The organism is Rhodopseudomonas infernalis (genome assembly GCF_022271405.1).
In the GTDB taxonomy this organism is placed as follows: Bacteria; Pseudomonadota; Alphaproteobacteria; order Rhizobiales; family Xanthobacteraceae; genus Rhodopseudomonas; species Rhodopseudomonas infernalis.
Window position 1 is genome coordinate 99,532 of sequence record NZ_JAJNAL010000015.1, and the last position, 13,948, is coordinate 113,479.

Annotated in this window: 16 protein-coding genes; 8 read left to right on the forward strand and 8 right to left on the reverse strand. The window is 66.7% G+C overall.

The window, feature by feature from the left end:
• Positions 1–3: 3 nt before the first annotated feature.
• Positions 4–1,086, forward strand: a complete 1,083-nt coding sequence (locus LPW26_RS12580) for an SEL1-like repeat protein (RefSeq protein WP_238735641.1) — start codon at positions 4–6, stop codon at positions 1,084–1,086.
• A gap of 132 nt (positions 1,087–1,218) precedes the next feature.
• Positions 1,219–2,007, forward strand: a complete 789-nt coding sequence (locus LPW26_RS12585) for an inositol monophosphatase family protein (RefSeq protein ID WP_238735643.1) — start codon at positions 1,219–1,221, stop codon at positions 2,005–2,007.
• Positions 2,008–2,276: 269 nt separating this feature from the next.
• Here LPW26_RS12585 and ubiV read toward each other — a convergent pair whose 3' ends face one another.
• The 3 genes from ubiV to ubiT all read right to left on the reverse strand — a co-directional run bounded on the left by ubiV (position 2,277) and on the right by ubiT (position 4,788).
• Positions 2,277–3,197, reverse strand: coding sequence for a ubiquinone anaerobic biosynthesis protein UbiV (ubiV, locus tag LPW26_RS12590; protein WP_238735645.1), 921 nt, complete (start codon positions 3,195–3,197; stop codon positions 2,277–2,279).
• A gap of 64 nt (positions 3,198–3,261) precedes the next feature.
• A complete protein-coding gene (ubiU, locus tag LPW26_RS12595) occupies positions 3,262–4,239 on the reverse strand; it encodes a ubiquinone anaerobic biosynthesis protein UbiU (protein WP_238735647.1) in 978 nt (325 codons plus the stop codon).
• A 3-nt stretch (positions 4,240–4,242) separates the two neighbouring features.
• On the reverse strand, positions 4,243–4,788 hold the full coding sequence (ubiT, locus tag LPW26_RS12600; RefSeq protein WP_238735648.1) for a ubiquinone anaerobic biosynthesis accessory factor UbiT: 546 nt from the start codon (positions 4,786–4,788) through the stop codon (positions 4,243–4,245).
• Between the two features lie 115 nt (positions 4,789–4,903).
• On the opposite strand from ubiT, the gene LPW26_RS12605 reads away from it, so the two are divergent.
• Positions 4,904–6,442, forward strand: a complete 1,539-nt coding sequence (locus tag LPW26_RS12605) for a UbiD family decarboxylase (RefSeq protein WP_238735649.1) — start codon at positions 4,904–4,906, stop codon at positions 6,440–6,442.
• Positions 6,439–7,041, forward strand: coding sequence for a UbiX family flavin prenyltransferase (locus LPW26_RS12610; RefSeq protein WP_238735650.1), 603 nt, complete (start codon positions 6,439–6,441; stop codon positions 7,039–7,041). Before LPW26_RS12605 ends, LPW26_RS12610 begins: the two co-directional genes overlap by 4 nt.
• A gap of 219 nt (positions 7,042–7,260) precedes the next feature.
• Here LPW26_RS12610 and LPW26_RS12615 read toward each other — a convergent pair whose 3' ends face one another.
• Positions 7,261–7,842, reverse strand: coding sequence for a hypothetical protein (locus LPW26_RS12615; RefSeq protein WP_238735651.1), 582 nt, complete (start codon positions 7,840–7,842; stop codon positions 7,261–7,263).
• Positions 7,843–7,920: 78 nt separating this feature from the next.
• Here LPW26_RS12615 and LPW26_RS12620 point away from each other — a divergent pair, with 78 nt between their 5' ends.
• Together LPW26_RS12620 and LPW26_RS12625 are read left to right on the forward strand one after the other, a co-directional pair.
• A complete protein-coding gene (locus LPW26_RS12620; protein WP_238735652.1) occupies positions 7,921–8,487 on the forward strand; it encodes a DUF2975 domain-containing protein in 567 nt (188 codons plus the stop codon).
• Positions 8,488–8,490: 3 nt separating this feature from the next.
• Positions 8,491–8,724: a helix-turn-helix domain-containing protein gene (locus LPW26_RS12625; RefSeq protein ID WP_238735653.1), complete on the forward strand. Its 234-nt coding sequence runs from the start codon at positions 8,491–8,493 to the stop codon at positions 8,722–8,724.
• Positions 8,725–8,786: 62 nt separating this feature from the next.
• On the opposite strand, the gene LPW26_RS12630 is transcribed toward LPW26_RS12625, so the two are convergent.
• The 4 genes from LPW26_RS12630 to LPW26_RS12645 form a co-directional block, all read right to left on the reverse strand.
• Positions 8,787–8,978 carry a hypothetical protein gene (locus tag LPW26_RS12630; protein ID WP_238735654.1) on the reverse strand — a complete coding sequence of 64 codons (192 nt, stop codon included), beginning with the start codon at positions 8,976–8,978 and terminating at the stop codon, positions 8,787–8,789.
• A 73-nt stretch (positions 8,979–9,051) separates the two neighbouring features.
• On the reverse strand, positions 9,052–9,249 hold the full coding sequence (locus LPW26_RS12635; RefSeq protein ID WP_238735656.1) for a hypothetical protein: 198 nt from the start codon (positions 9,247–9,249) through the stop codon (positions 9,052–9,054).
• 238 nt (positions 9,250–9,487) lie between these two features.
• On the reverse strand, positions 9,488–10,513 hold the full coding sequence (locus tag LPW26_RS12640) for an SAM-dependent methyltransferase (RefSeq protein ID WP_238735658.1): 1,026 nt from the start codon (positions 10,511–10,513) through the stop codon (positions 9,488–9,490).
• 8 nt (positions 10,514–10,521) lie between these two features.
• Positions 10,522–11,334 (reverse strand): DUF1295 domain-containing protein, encoded by an 813-nt coding sequence (locus LPW26_RS12645; protein WP_238735660.1) that lies wholly within the window; start codon positions 11,332–11,334, stop codon positions 10,522–10,524.
• 192 nt (positions 11,335–11,526) lie between these two features.
• On the opposite strand from LPW26_RS12645, the gene LPW26_RS12650 reads away from it, so the two are divergent.
• Both LPW26_RS12650 and LPW26_RS12655 read left to right on the forward strand, forming a co-directional pair.
• Positions 11,527–12,525 carry a flagellar motor protein MotA gene (locus LPW26_RS12650; RefSeq protein WP_238735662.1) on the forward strand — a complete coding sequence of 333 codons (999 nt, stop codon included), beginning with the start codon at positions 11,527–11,529 and terminating at the stop codon, positions 12,523–12,525.
• Between the two features lie 268 nt (positions 12,526–12,793).
• Positions 12,794–13,819 (forward strand): peptidoglycan -binding protein, encoded by a 1,026-nt coding sequence (locus tag LPW26_RS12655; protein ID WP_238735664.1) that lies wholly within the window; start codon positions 12,794–12,796, stop codon positions 13,817–13,819.
• Positions 13,820–13,948: the final 129 nt, after the last annotated feature.

Genomic DNA, 13,948 nt, shown 5'->3' on the forward strand with positions numbered 1-13,948 from the left:
TCGATGCCATTGCTACGCCCGATTTCGCTCGCTGCGGCCTTGTTGCTGCTCGCCACCGGCGCGTCGGCACAATTGTCGCTGACCCCGGCGCCGCCCAACCCGTTCCCGAAGCCGCTTGAGCCGGAGAAGCCGAAGCCCAAGCCGAAGGCCGCCGCCCAGCCGGCCGAGAAGGAGAAGGCGGCGAAGCCAGCCGCCAAGGCCGGCAAGGAGGCGCCGACGCCGGACGCCGAGGCCAATCCCGACGATCCGAATGTCGATCTGGTCTACGGAGCGTATCAGCGCGGCTTCTACAAGACCGCCTTCGACCTGGCGATGAAGCGCGCCCAGGAACTGGGCGACCCCAAGGCGATGACGATGCTGGGCGAGCTCTATGGCAACGCGCTCGGCACCAAGCGTGACTACAACAAGGCTGTGGAGTGGTACCGGCGCGCCGCGGATCTCGGCGACCGAGAGGCGATGTTCGCATTGGCGATGGCCCGCATGGCGGGCCGCGGCGGCGGCCCGGCGAACCGTGAGGAAGCGGCCAAATGGCTGGCGTCCTCCGCCAAGCTCGGCGAGCCGAAGGCGGCCTATAATCTGGCGCTGCTGTATCTCGACGGCCAGACCTTCCCGCAGGACGTCAAGCGCGCCGCCGAGCTGCTGCGGGTGGCGGCCGACGCCGGCAATCCCGAAGCCCAATACGCGCTGGCGACCTTCTACAAGGAAGGCACCGGGGTCGAGAAGAACGTCGAGCAGTCGGTGCGGCTGCTGCAGGCCGCCTCGGTCGCCGGCAACGTCGCCGCCGAGGTCGAATACGCCATCGCGCTCTACAACGGCACCGGCACACCCAAGAACGAGTATGCGGCGGTGGCGCTGCTGCGCAAGGCGGCGCGGGCCAACAACGCGATCGCCCAGAACCGGCTGGCGCATGTGCTGCTGAACGGCCAGGGCGCGCCGCGCGACCCGGTCGAGGCGATCAAATGGCATCTGATCGCCAAGACGTCCGGCAAGGGTGATCTCATGCTGGACGAGGCGCAGGCGCAGCTCAGCGCCGAGGACCGCGCCAAAGCCCAGGATGCCGCGCGGAAATGGCTCGGCGCCAAGTGATGGATCGACGATCCCGGCTACCAGCCGGATGATCGAGGCTTGACGCAGCGGCTCGCGCAGGGCACCCCTTCGCCCCGTCAATCCCCCGCAATTCCTCTGTCAGACCTGCCGCAGGTCGCTCGCGAGTCCGCCATGATCTCTTCTGCTCTCATCAACGTCATGGTCAAAGCCGCGCGCCGCGCCGGCCGCAGCCTGAAGCGCGATTTCGGCGAAATCGAAAACCTGCAGGTGTCGCTGAAGGGGCCGGCGAACTTCGTGTCGCTCGCCGACAAACGCGCCGAGGAGATGCTGTACGACGACCTGTCGAAGGCCCGGCCCGGCTACGGCTTTATCGGCGAGGAAGGCGGCAATCGCGAAGGCAGCGACAAGAGCCACACCTGGATCGTCGATCCGCTCGACGGCACCACCAACTTCCTGCACGGCATCCCGCATTTCGCGATCTCGATCGGGCTGGTGCGCGACGAAACGCCGATCGCTGGCGTGATCTACAATCCCGCCAACGAAGAGCTGTACATCGCCGAGCGCGGCAAGGGCGCGTTCCTGAACGACTCGCGGCTGCGCGTCGCCAATCGCAACCAGCTCCATGACTGCGTGATCGGCTGCGGCCTGCCGCATCTGGGCCGCGGCGACTTCGGCCAGAACCAGCGCGAGATGATGGCGCTGCAGCCCAAGGTCGCAGGCCTGCGCCGCTTCGGCACCGCCTCGCTCGACCTCGCGGCGGTCGCGGCCGGCCGCTTCGACGGCTTCTGGGAGCGCAATCTGTCGCCCTGGGACATCGCAGCCGGCATCGTGATGATCCGCGAAGCCGGCGGCACCGTCGGCGACATCAACGGCGGCGACGTCCTCAAGACAGGCGACATCGTCGCCGGCAACGAAGTGATCCACAGCACGCTGGTGAAGGTACTCAAGCCGCTGAGCTGAGCCGCGAGCCGCGTCTCCGTGGTCCCCGTAGGGCGGGCAAAGCGAAGCGTGCCCACGTCTTTCTGGTGATGTCGTCTTCGCGTGATGTCGTTCAATGATCGATCGCACCACGCGTGGGCACGGCGCTGCGCGCCTTTGCCCACCCTACGGCCACGCGCCACAAGCTAACCGTCATCGCCCGCGAAGGCGGACGACCAGTATGCCAGGGCTTCGCTTTAGCACTCAGCGCAACGCCGTACTGGATCCGCTTTCGCGGAGGATGACGAGGGTCACGCCGCCGGCACGATCCTGCGCACGTCGCCGCTGTCGGTGACGAAGGCCGCACCGGGCTTGGCGTAGAGGAAGCCGTTGGACTGTTTCAGCGGGTAGATCGCCGACAGCTTCGCGGTGGCGTCGGATGCGCTCACCTTGCCGTCCACCACGTCGCGGAACAGCTTGGCCACCGCCACCATGTCGCATTGCTGCGGCGACAGGCGCAGCGCGCCGACGCCGGCATCGCGGAGCTTGTCGATGTCGCCGAGCAGGCTGGCGCAGGTGTAGGACAGCGTCTGCACGCCGTTCATCGCCAAAAATGGTTCGTCATCGAGCGTCGTGACCGCGAGGCCGTCGGGGTCCTGGTCGCAGACGAATTTGCAATTGTCCTTCGACAGCTTGTTGAGGCGGGCGTGATAGCAGCGCGCCGAGATCGCCAGCGGCACACGGCCGAACGCGAACACCTCGAACGTCACCTCCGGCTGCGAGCGCGCGATGGCGCGGATCGCGGACAGCGGCAGTTCGGGCGGCAGGCAGATCCGCGTCGCGCCGCGCGTCGCGAAATACGTGGCGGTCGCCTCGTTGTAGATGTTGACGAACGGGCCGATCGCATGCGGCTTGCCGCCGATCATGCCGAGGCAGGTGAGATCGTTCACCTCCATGGTGAAGCTGTCGTCGCCGGCGAGCTCGGTCATCGCCTTGCGCTCGCGCGGGAGCGACATCAGCGTCAGCGATCCCATCAGCACGGTCTTGCCGGCCGCCGCGAGGCGCTCGACCACCGCGGGAATGTGCGGATCGAGGAACGGCGAGCGCTTCGAGCACACCACCTCGCCGACCACCACGGTGTCGACGGGCGCTTCGTCGGCGATGCGGAAATAGAAGTCGCGCCACTCTTCCGGTTTCCAGTTGAACAGCACCGGTCCGAGGGTGAGTTGCATGATACGCCTCGCTGCGTGAGTGATCGCCGGCGCGCGAAGCGCCGGAGCTGTGAGCGCCAGGATCCTAGCGCCAAGTCTTCTTGTAGGCGCCGGTGGTGGTCGACTGGCCTTCGGTGAGGCCGCGCAGCGCGTCGACCGGGAGCGGCCGGCCTTCGTCCATTGCGCTCAGCACTTCCTTGAAGGTCTTCACGACGCGCTCGATATAGGCGCGGCCGCGCTGGCGGCCTTCGATCTTCAGCGCCGCGACGCCGGCGGCGCGCAGATCCGGCAGCATCGTGGTGGCGTCGAGCGAGGCCGGGTCTTCGAACAGATAGCCGCAGCCCTCGTCGGTCTGGTAACGGCCCTTGCACAGCGTCGGATAGGCCGCCGCTTCGCCCTTGGCGAATTTGTTGATGGTGAATTCGCCGAGCCGCGACACCAGCGCGCCGTTATGTTCGCGATACTGGATCGCCGCAGCGGGCGAACAGACCCCGTCCATGTTGGGCGACTTGCCGGTGGCGTAGGACGACAGCGAGCAGCGGCCTTCCTCCATCACGCACAGCCCGCCGAAGATGAACACTTCGGTCTCGCAGTTCACCTCTTTGGTGATCGCCGCGATCTCCTGCACGCTCAGCACCCGCGGCAGCACCACGCGCTTGGCGTTGAAGCTGTCGACGTAGAATTTGATCGAGTCGGCATTCGCGGCCGCGGCCTGCACCGAGACGTGCAGCCGCTGTTGCGGATGCGTCCGCGCGCAGTAATCCATCACGCCGACATCGGCGAGGATCAGCGCATCGGCCTCCGCCTCGACCGCATCGTCCACAGCGCGCTGCCACAGCTCGACATTGCCGGCGCGCGCGAACGTGTTGATCGCCACCAGCACGGTGACGCCGTAGCGATGCGCGTGCGCGATCGACTCCCGCATCTCCTCGCGGCTGAAATTCAGCCCCGGGAAGTTGCGCGCGTTGGTCTCGTCATTGAAGCCGCAATAGATCGCGTCGGCACCGGCGGCGACGGCATCGTGCAGCGCCGCGGGTGTGCCCGCGGGACAAATCAGTTCCATGCTCTAACCTCTGCCGGTGGCGCCCATCTCTTCACGGTACGTCGGCTGCGCGCCCACCAGGCTGCGCAGAATTCGTTCGATCGGGGCCGCCAGCGGGCCGAACCACGCCACCGACTCCTTGAGGAAATCGACACGGGAATCGTCGATCGCGTTGCGCAGCGCCACGACGGCTTCCATGTCGCCGTCGATCTCGATGTCGCGCGAGAAGAACAGCGCGTCGCCGTCATAGGAACCGTCGGTCATGCCGATCAGCGCCGACAGCGGCCCGGCGATCCGCGCGTCGATATTCGACGGCAGCGTGCGCACCACCGTGACGCGCGGGTTCATCCGCCGCGGCTCGAGCACGAAGGCGAGCGGCAGATCGGTCGGCGCGAGGCCGTAGCGCTTGCCGGTGTGCGTGCCGAGACGATCGAAGATGCGGGGATGCCGACTGCGGATTTCCCGCAGGCAAATGCCGAGCAACACCTGCAGGGGCAACAGCGGCAGAACCCGCGTTGCGAGGGCAAGCGGCGCGGGCATCCTGGAGACGGACGAATTGGATACCGACATGGGCCACCTTATGAGGAACCATTCGTTTAAACGGTCCCGCCGGTACTTCTTTGCGCCTGATCAAAGACAGGTCCGATCGCAGATGCTGACCAGAAGGTGTCCGCACGGAGACACCATGCTCAGCCGCGTCAAACCGCCCTTCCCGGACCTCCGCGCTTTCACCGCCTATCTGGAATCCCGCGGTCAGTTGCACCGCATCCGCAAGCCGGTGTCGGTGGTCCACGACCTCACCGAAATTCATCGCCGCGTGCTGCACGCCGGCGGCCCGGCGCTGCTGATCGAAAACCCGATCAAGGCCGACGGCACGCCGTCGCAGATGCCGATCCTGGTCAATCTGTTCGGCACCGTCGAGCGCGTCGCCTGGGGGCTCGGCATCCTGCCGGAAAATCTCTCGCGGCTCGGCGAAGCGCTCGCCGAAATGCGCGAGCCGGCGCCGCCGCAGAGCCTTACCGACGCGCTGAGCAAACTGCCGATGGCCAAAGCCGCGCTGGCGATGCGGCCGAAGGTCGCCAAGTCGGCGCCGGTGCAGGATGTCGTGCTGACCGGCGATGCGGTCGATCTCGGCCGGCTGCCGATTCAGATTCCCTGGCCGGGCGAGCCGGCGCCGCTGATCACCTGGGGACTGGTGTTCACCAAGCCGGCCCCCGGCGCGGGCGGCACCGACAATGTCGGCGTCTATAGGATGCAGGTGCTGGGCAAGGATCGTCTGATCATGCGCTGGCTGGCGCATCGCGGCGGCGCCAAGCATCATCATCAGTGGAAGGCGGCGGGTCGCGACATGCCGGTGGCGATCGTGATCGGCGCCGATCCGTCGATGATCCTCTCCGCGGTGCTGCCCCTGCCGGAGACCGTGTCGGAGATCAAGTTCGCCGGGCTCTTGAGCGGTGAGCGGCCGAGCCTGACCTCTTGCGTGTCGATTCCGCTGAGCGTGCCGGCCGACGCCGAGATCGTGCTGGAAGGATTCGTGTCGCCGACCGAGACCGCGCCGGAAGGCCCCTACGGCGATCACACCGGCTACTACAACGCGGTCGAGGAATTTCCGGTGATGCGGATCACCGCGATCACGATGCGGCGCAACCCGATCTATCTGTCGACCTACACGGGCCGGCCGCCGGACGAGCCGTCGCGGCTCGGCGAAGCGTTCAACGACGTCTTCCTGCCGGTGGCGCGGCGGCAATTCCCCGAGATCGTCGATCTGTGGCTGCCGCCGGAAGCGTGCTCGTACCGGATCGCGGTGGCGTCGATCAAGAAACGCTATCCCGGCCAGGCGCGGCGGCTGATGATGGGGCTGTGGTCGATGCTGCCGCAGTTCAGCTACACCAAGCTGCTGATCATCGTCGACGACGACGTCGACGTCCGCGAATGGGCGGACGTGATGTGGGCGGTCTCGACGCGCTGCGACACCTCGCGCGACATGGTGTCGATCAGCGACACGCCGATCGATTACCTCGATTTCGCCTCGCCGAAATCCGGCCTCGGCGGCAAATTGGGGATCGACGCCACCAACAAGATCGGCACCGAGACCGAACGCGAATGGGGCAAGGTGCTGGAGATGGACAAGGACGTGATCGCGCGGGTCGACGCGATGTGGACCAGCCTCGGCCTCAGCCCCGCGCCGACGCCGTCCGCGGCGCCGCGCAGGCTGCTGCGATGAGCGCGCCGCGCCGCATCGTTGTCGGCATCAGCGGCGCATCGGGCGCCGCGGTCGGCCTGCGGGTCGTCGAACTACTCGCCACCACCGACTGCGAGATTCACCTCGTCGTCTCGGCCGCCGCGGAGCGCACCATCGCCTACGAGGTCGGGCCGAAGGCGCTCGAACATACGATCGAGATCGTCGAGCGTCATCACGACTTCAACGACGTCGGCGCCAGCATCGCGTCGGGTTCGTTCCGGACCAGCGGCATGATCGTGGCGCCGTGCTCGATCCGCACGCTGTCGGCGATCGCCTCGGGCAATCTCGACAACCTGCTGATCCGCGCCGCCGACGTGCAGCTCAAGGAGCGCCGCCGCCTGGTGCTGATGCTGCGCGAGACGCCGCTGCATCTCGGGCATATCCGCAGCATGGCGCAGGTCACCGAGATCGGCGGCATCGTCGCGCCGATCTCGCCGGCGTTCTATCAGCGGCCGCGCTCGATCAGCGAGATGATCGACCACATCGCGCTGCGCGCGATCGGCCTGCTCGGCCTCGACGACCTCGAATTATCCGCGCCGGAATGGTCCGACGACACGCCGCCGACTTGTCCGAAGAGTTGATGAGCCCCTTCGATGCACAGCCTGCTCCTTCTCCCCGCGTGCGGGGAGAAGGGTGGGATGAGGGGGCGTCTCCGCGCTGCCGAGCGCGGCTTTGATTTCGACAAGCTGCAGTCGATGACGATGCCGAGACGCTCAGACTCGCGGAGAAGCCCCCTCACCCGCCCGGCTTCGCCGGTCGACCTCTCCCCGCGCGCGGGGACAGGTTAGGCTGCCAGCGCCTCAGCCGCACAGCGGGATCCTTTCGGGCACGGCTTCTTTCGGCACGTCCTTGCGCAGATCGACATCGCGCGTCAGCGGGAAGAAGTCGCCGGTGCGCTCGGTCTTGAGATAGGTGGTGATCAGCGTTGTGGCCGGCAGCGCACCGGTGCGGCACGCTTCGGCGCCGACGCCGAGCGCCAGCGACCCGCGCTCGCCCTTCGCCTTGTGGGCGGCCATCTCGTCGCGCACCGCCAGCACACGGGGCACGTCCGCCGGTTCGATCCGGAAAGCATAGATCGTGGTGTCCTTCGTCACCTCGCCCGCCAGTGACAGCAATTCGGCGGGATCGTCGAGATCACCCAGCACGAAGGCCTGCTCGCGCTTTTCGGCCCCGACCGTCACGGTGATCCGAAGCGTCACGCGACGCGGCCGCAGGCCCTGCGGCAGGCGCACGGCGATGCGCAGCGCGGCCGGATCGGTCGCCGACAGATCGGTGCGCGCGAGTCGGACCATCGACGTCACCGGAACGGAGCTGCAGGCGGTCAGAGTGCCGAGCGCCAGAAGGGCGGCGGCGGTGAGTTGGGACAGAGCCGGGAAGCGCATGACGCTCATCCTACCTTGACGATGATAAATTATTGCTTTACAATAATTTCATCTCGAAATAGATGATGGAGTTCCCCAATGCAAGCCCCTTCCTCGACGTCCGCGACGGAGCCGAACGGCTCGGCCGCGGTGCGGCTGTCGCGCGCGATGCAGTGGGTCACGACGGGTGGAATCGTGCTGATCGTCGGCCTGCTCGGCGCCTCCTTCATCTTCCAGAGCTGGACCCGCAATCTGCTGCTGACGAAGCTCGGCGACGTCGGCGCGCGGCTGCCACTCGACGCCGGCAATCAGGCGCTGGCCGCGATCATCATCGCGGTGCCGGTGGCCGTGCTGGTGTGGGGACTGTTGAATGTGCGCGCGCTGTTCGGTGACTTTGCGCGCGGGCGCGTCTTCACGGCGGCGACGGCCACGCATCTGCAGCGCTTCGGCATCGCGGTGGCGGCGCAGGGAGCGCTTGGCCCAGTGACCGCGACCGCACTGGCGCTCGTGCTGTCGCTCGGCAACCCGCCGGATCAACGGATGCTGGTGCTGACCTTCTCCAGCAACGACTACATCTCGGTGATCGTCGGCGGCGTACTGATCGCAGTCGCCGCGGTGATGCGCGAGGCGACGCGGCTCGCCGACGAGAACGCGAGCTTCGTGTAGCCGATGGCGATCGTGGTCAATCTCGACGTCATGCTGGCGCGGCGCAAGATGCGCTCGAAGGAGCTGGCCGAGCGCATCGGCATCACCGAGCAGAATGTCTCACTGCTGAAATCAGGAAAGGTGAAGGGCATCCGCTTCGACACGCTGGAGCGGATCTGCGTGGCACTCGACTGCCAGCCCGGCGACATTCTGGAGTTCGTGGCGGACGGCCCCGAAAAGGAACCGGCACCCACCTGATAAGATGGATGCCGGCATTTATCGCATAAGCCGGGACTTCATGTCCCGACATCGGCGCTGAGTCAGCGCGCCTGGCCCGCGAGATGGTCGTGGGGACGCCAGTCTTCGGCGGCGTCGTCCCAGTAGTGCGCGTCGTCGAAACGCTTCCAGCGCGCGGTCTCGGACACCATTTCGCGTCCGCCATAGACCAGTGCAACGAGGCCAATCAGGCCGACCAGCACGTAGATCGCAGCGATCAAGGCAACAATGGTCAAGGCTTCATCCTCACTGTGGTGGTTGATGAGTTGCACCCGTTGGGTCGCGGCGGGTGCGCCGCGTTATGCGAGATCAGGAATTCGCCCAGGCGAACCAGCCGGACCGCGACGGCCGCACCGGCGCAGGCACACTCACAGGCTCCGGCTGCCGCACCTGCGCGCGCCGAAACAACCTCTGCCGAATGTCGTCGAGAACCAGATACGCGATCAGTGCGGCCGGAACCGCACAGGCCAGGAACAACACAAGCGAACCAAGCGAAGCGAGATACACGCCAATCTCCTGCCGTTGTTGAGCCGGAAAACTAGACGCGGGTACCGCCGGCTGCATTGCGCCGGATCAATTCCGAACCGGCGCAGCCGCCGGATCGGAATGATTAGTCTCATGTAGTTAGCTGATCGTTAAGGGGAATTTTCTGCTCGTCACACCACGAGGAAGCACTTCACTGCATCGTGAAAAGCCGTGCACCGACGTCAATCTGTCGCAGAGCTGGTGAACGGGCCTTCGCTGGTCACACCGGCTTCAGCCGGTAGTGACTGACACCCCACTCGTCGCCATCGGCGTAGCCGAACAGACCGGAGGTCGCGAGGAAGAACCAGCGCCAGCGCCGCATCCACAGCGCGGTGTCGTCGCCGTACACCGGGCGCAGGATGGTTTCGATCTCGGTCGTATGCTTGTCGAAATTGGTCAGCCAGTCCTCGGCGGTCCGCTGATAGTGCCGACCGCTCCAGCGCCATTGCTCGTCGATGGTGAACAGATCGCCGTATTGGCGGATCAGCTTGTGGCTCGGCATCACGCCGCCGGTGAAGAAATGCTGCGCGATCCAGTCGTCGCGGTCGGCACGGTCGAACAGATAGGCGCCGCTGCGATGGGTGAAGATGTGCATGAAGAACAGCCCGCCCGGATTTAACCAACCGCGGATCCGGCCGAGCAGCTTGCGCCAGTTCATCATGTGCTCGAACATTTCGACCGAGACGATGCGGTCGAATTTGTCGTCCGGCTCGAACGCGTTCATGTCGCAGGTGATCACCCGCAGATTGGGAAGCCCGCGCGCCGCCGCCTCGCTTTCGATGTAGTGCCGCTGCGAGGCGGAATTCGACACCGCGACGATGCGGGCGTTCGGCAGCTGCCGCGCCATCGCCAGCGACAGCGAACCCCAGCCGCAGCCGAGCTCGAGGATCGACTGGCCGTCGCGCAGGTCGGCGTGCTCCATCGTCAGCCGCAGCGCTTCGTCTTCGGCCTGCGCCAGCTTGGTGTCGGCATCGCGATAGAAGCACGACGAGTACTTGCGGTTCGGCCCCAGCACCTTGCCGAAGAACGCGGCCGGCACCTCGTAGTGCTGGGCGTTGGCCGCGTCGGTGTGTTCGGCCACGGCGCGCGACGCCATCTCGCGGGCGAAGGCGGCGTCGGCCGCCTCGTTGCCTTCAGCCAGCTTGGCGGCGGTGCGGGCGCACAGCCGCTGGATGCCGGTGCGGATCACCGCATCCGGCAGCGGCACGCGCTCGGCGACGCCGATGATCGAAGATACGAAGCTCATGAGCCGGCTCAGCCTCCGGGCGGCAACGGAAAGAATTTGCTGGTCCGCGCCTGGTACGCCTTATAACGCTCGCCGCGCGATTTGAGCATTTGCTCCTCGAGCGGCGGGATGCCGGTGACGTGGACCAGGATCCAGTACATGAACAGCGGCGCCAGCAGTGCCGCGAAGCCCCACGGATAGGACAGCGGATCGGCGAAGACGATCGCGATCACCGGATAGCTGAGCCAGCCGAACCACTGGAAGAAGTAGTTCGGATGCCGCGACCAGCGCCACAGTCCGGCGTCGCAGACCTTGCCCTTGTTGGCGGGATTGTCGCGGAACGCCTTGAGCTGGGAGTCGGCCAGCCCCTCGCCAGCTATGCCGATCGCGAGGATCAATAGGCCGAGCCAGTCCTGCAGCCGCAGCGGGCCGGCCGGGGCGCGGGCGGCGACGAAGATCGCGAACACCAGCGGCACCGAGCCATAGGCCTGCTGTTGCAGGAACACGAACATCTTCTTCGGCGCATCGGCGCCCCAGTCCTTGGCGAAGGCAGCGTAGCGCGGATCGTCGGTGATGTGCCGGGTGCGCGCCGCGATGTGCGAGCCGAGCCGCACCGACCACGCCACCACCAGCGCCGCGACCAGCCATTGCCGCGCGTTCGGCGCAGCGCCCTCCACCGGCCACAGCGCCGCGGCCGCGCCGGTGAGGCCGAGCGAAAAGGTCCAGATGGTGTCGACCCAGCCGGAATTGCCGGTTTTCTGCTGCACCAGCCAGGCGCCGGCCATCAGCACGCCGAGCGCAACCGCGATCGCCACGAGAGCTTCCAGATATAAAACTGTCATCGATGGTCCATTCATCCCTGCGCCACGCAGCCGACATACGGTCGCGCCGAACATCCGGTTTCATCACCCAGATCCGACGCCGCGCAGCGGTAGAGCTGTAGCGGAAAACCTCTGCTAAGCCTTTCTTCCGCGTCGCACTGTGCCATATTGGTGGAAACAGCCGCTTCCGGCAAACCGGAGATCGAACGCACGATGGCATCTGGCCCCTCTTCCCGCTCGGCGATGGAGATCGAACTCACCAAGCTGTCGTCGCCGCGGATATTCCTGGTTCGGATGCTGGTCTTCCTGGTGCTGTGCGGGCTAGTCGCCGTGGTGCTGTACAAGCAGGCGGTCGCGGCATTCCTCGCCAATCCGGGGCTCAACGCGCTGATCCTGGCTGTGCTGGCGATCGGCATCGTGCTGGCGTTCCGGCAGGTGATCCGGCTGTATCCCGAGGTCGCCTGGGTCAATAATTTCCGCCGCGCCGATCCGGGCCTCGCGCTCGACCGCCGCCCGACCCTGCTGGCGCCGATGGCGGCGATGCTCGGCGGCGAGCGCAACGGCCGGATCGCGGTGTCGCCGCAGATCATGCGGCACCTGCTCGATTCGATCGCGACCCGGCTCGACGAAGCGCGCGACATCTCGCGCTACATGACGGGCCTGCTGGTGTTCCTCGGCCTGCTGGGCACGTTCTGGGGCCTGATCGAAACCGTCGGCTCGATCGGCGGGGTGATCAGCGGGCTCAAGGTGACGGGCGACGCCGGCTCGCTGTTCGACACGCTGAAGGAGGGCCTCGCCGCGCCGCTCGGCGGCATGGGCATCTCGTTCTCGTCGTCGCTGTTCGGCCTCGCCGGCTCGCTGATCCTCGGCTTCCTCGATCTGCAGTCGAGCCAGGCGCAGAACCGGTTCTACACCGACCTCGAAGACTGGCTGGCCTCGACGGTGCGCGGCGTGACGCCGGAAGCCACGGCCACCGGCAGCGCCGAACTGCAGACCGCGATCGAACGGCTGCGGCTGACGATGGAAGACGGCGGCGCCAACCGCGCCACCACGGCGGCAATGGCCAACCTCGCCGACGCCATCCAAAACCTCGTCGCGCATATGCGCAACGAGCAGCAGATGATCCGCGAATGGGCCGACGCCCAGGGCGAGCAGAACCGCGAGATCAAGGAACTGCTGACCACCATGGTGCGCCAGCGGGAGAAGAGCTGATGGTCATCTCCGCACATCAGCCCCAGGCACTTCGCGACCTCTCCCCGCGTGCGGGGAGAGGTCGACCGGCAGAGCGCAGCGAAGCCGGTCGGGTGAGGGGGCGCCTCCGCGAGGCCGAGACTCAGGGCCCGCGTCGCCCCTCACCCCAACCCTCTCCCCGCAAGGGCGGGGCGAGGGAGCTCGCCGCATGCGGGGAGAGGAAGCGGCCCCTGATCGGCGCGAGGGAGCACGCCGTGCAGGTCGCGATGCTCGCGACAGGAGCCTGCTGATGGCGCTCGGGCGCGGACGGCGGCAGGAGAGCGGCTTCAACTATTGGCCGGGCTTTGTCGACGCGCTGTCGACGCTGGTGCTGGCGATCGTGTTTCTGTTGTCGGTGTTTCTGGTGGTGCAGTTCTTCCTGTCCCAGGAGGTGACCGGCAAGGACAAGGCGCTGCAGGAGCTCAACGCGCGGATTGCGCAGCTCAACGACCTGTTGTCGCTCGAGAAGCTCGGCAAGCTCAATCTCGATGAGCAACTGGCCACGGTCCGCGCCGGCCTCACCGCCGCGGAAGGAGAACGCGACCGCGTCAAGAGCCTGTATGACGGCCTCGCCGGCGCCGGCAGCGACGCCGCCGGCCGCGCCGGCGAACTCGGCAAGGCGCTGGATTCGGAGAAGCAGATTTCGGCGCGGGCGCTGGCGCAGGTCGAGGTGCTGAACCAGCAGATCGCGGCGCTCCGCCGTCAGCTCGCCGCGCTCGAAGAGGCGCTCGACGTCTCGGAGAAGCGTGACAAGGAATCCCAGGGCCGGATCGCCGATCTCGGCACGCGCCTCAACATAGCGCTGGCGCAGCGGGTGCAGGAGCTGTCGCGCTACCGCTCGGAATTCTTCGGCCGGCTGCGCGCCATCCTCGGCGATCGGCCCGACATCCGCATCGTCGGCGACCGCTTCGTGTTCCAGTCCGAGGTGTTCTTCGACACCGGACAGGCGATCCTGCTGCCCGAAGGCCGCGCCGAGCTCGACAAGGTCGCGCAGGCGCTGGTGGAGATCGGCAAGAAAATTCCTGAGGAAATTCCCTGGGTGATCCGGGTCGACGGCCACACCGACAAGCGGCCGATCACCGGCGCCTTCAAGTCGAACTGGGAATTGTCGAGCGCCCGCGCCATCGCGGTGGTGCAGTACATGATCACGCTCGGTGTCCCGGCGCAGCGCCTGCTTGCCGCCGGCTTCGCCGAATTCCAGCCGCTCGACAGCGCCAACACCGAAGACGCCTTCAAACGCAACCGCCGCATCGAACTGAAACTGACGGAGCGGTGAAGTTGGCCGCTTCCCACCTCTCGTTCGTCATTCCGGGGCGCTCGCGAAGCGAGCGAACCCGGAATCTCGTTCAGTGCGCGGGTCAGATTCCGGGTTCGCGGGGGGGGGCGGGGGGGGGCCCCCCCCCCC

Coding starts and splice junctions, on each gene's coding strand:
- LPW26_RS12580 (WP_238735641.1), top strand. CDS start 4: ATGCCATTGCTACGCCCGATTTCGCTCGCTGCGGCCTTGTTGCTGCTC.
- LPW26_RS12585 (WP_238735643.1), top strand. CDS start 1,219: ATGATCTCTTCTGCTCTCATCAACGTCATGGTCAAAGCCGCGCGCCGC.
- ubiV (WP_238735645.1), bottom strand. CDS start 3,197: ATGCAACTCACCCTCGGACCGGTGCTGTTCAACTGGAAACCGGAAGAG.
- ubiU (WP_238735647.1), bottom strand. CDS start 4,239: ATGGAACTGATTTGTCCCGCGGGCACACCCGCGGCGCTGCACGATGCC.
- ubiT (WP_238735648.1), bottom strand. CDS start 4,788: ATGTCGGTATCCAATTCGTCCGTCTCCAGGATGCCCGCGCCGCTTGCC.
- LPW26_RS12605 (WP_238735649.1), top strand. CDS start 4,904: ATGCTCAGCCGCGTCAAACCGCCCTTCCCGGACCTCCGCGCTTTCACC.
- LPW26_RS12610 (WP_238735650.1), top strand. CDS start 6,439: ATGAGCGCGCCGCGCCGCATCGTTGTCGGCATCAGCGGCGCATCGGGC.
- LPW26_RS12615 (WP_238735651.1), bottom strand. CDS start 7,842: ATGCGCTTCCCGGCTCTGTCCCAACTCACCGCCGCCGCCCTTCTGGCG.
- LPW26_RS12620 (WP_238735652.1), top strand. CDS start 7,921: ATGCAAGCCCCTTCCTCGACGTCCGCGACGGAGCCGAACGGCTCGGCC.
- LPW26_RS12625 (WP_238735653.1), top strand. CDS start 8,491: ATGGCGATCGTGGTCAATCTCGACGTCATGCTGGCGCGGCGCAAGATG.
- LPW26_RS12640 (WP_238735658.1), bottom strand. CDS start 10,513: ATGAGCTTCGTATCTTCGATCATCGGCGTCGCCGAGCGCGTGCCGCTG.
- LPW26_RS12645 (WP_238735660.1), bottom strand. CDS start 11,334: ATGACAGTTTTATATCTGGAAGCTCTCGTGGCGATCGCGGTTGCGCTC.
- LPW26_RS12650 (WP_238735662.1), top strand. CDS start 11,527: ATGGCATCTGGCCCCTCTTCCCGCTCGGCGATGGAGATCGAACTCACC.
- LPW26_RS12655 (WP_238735664.1), top strand. CDS start 12,794: ATGGCGCTCGGGCGCGGACGGCGGCAGGAGAGCGGCTTCAACTATTGG.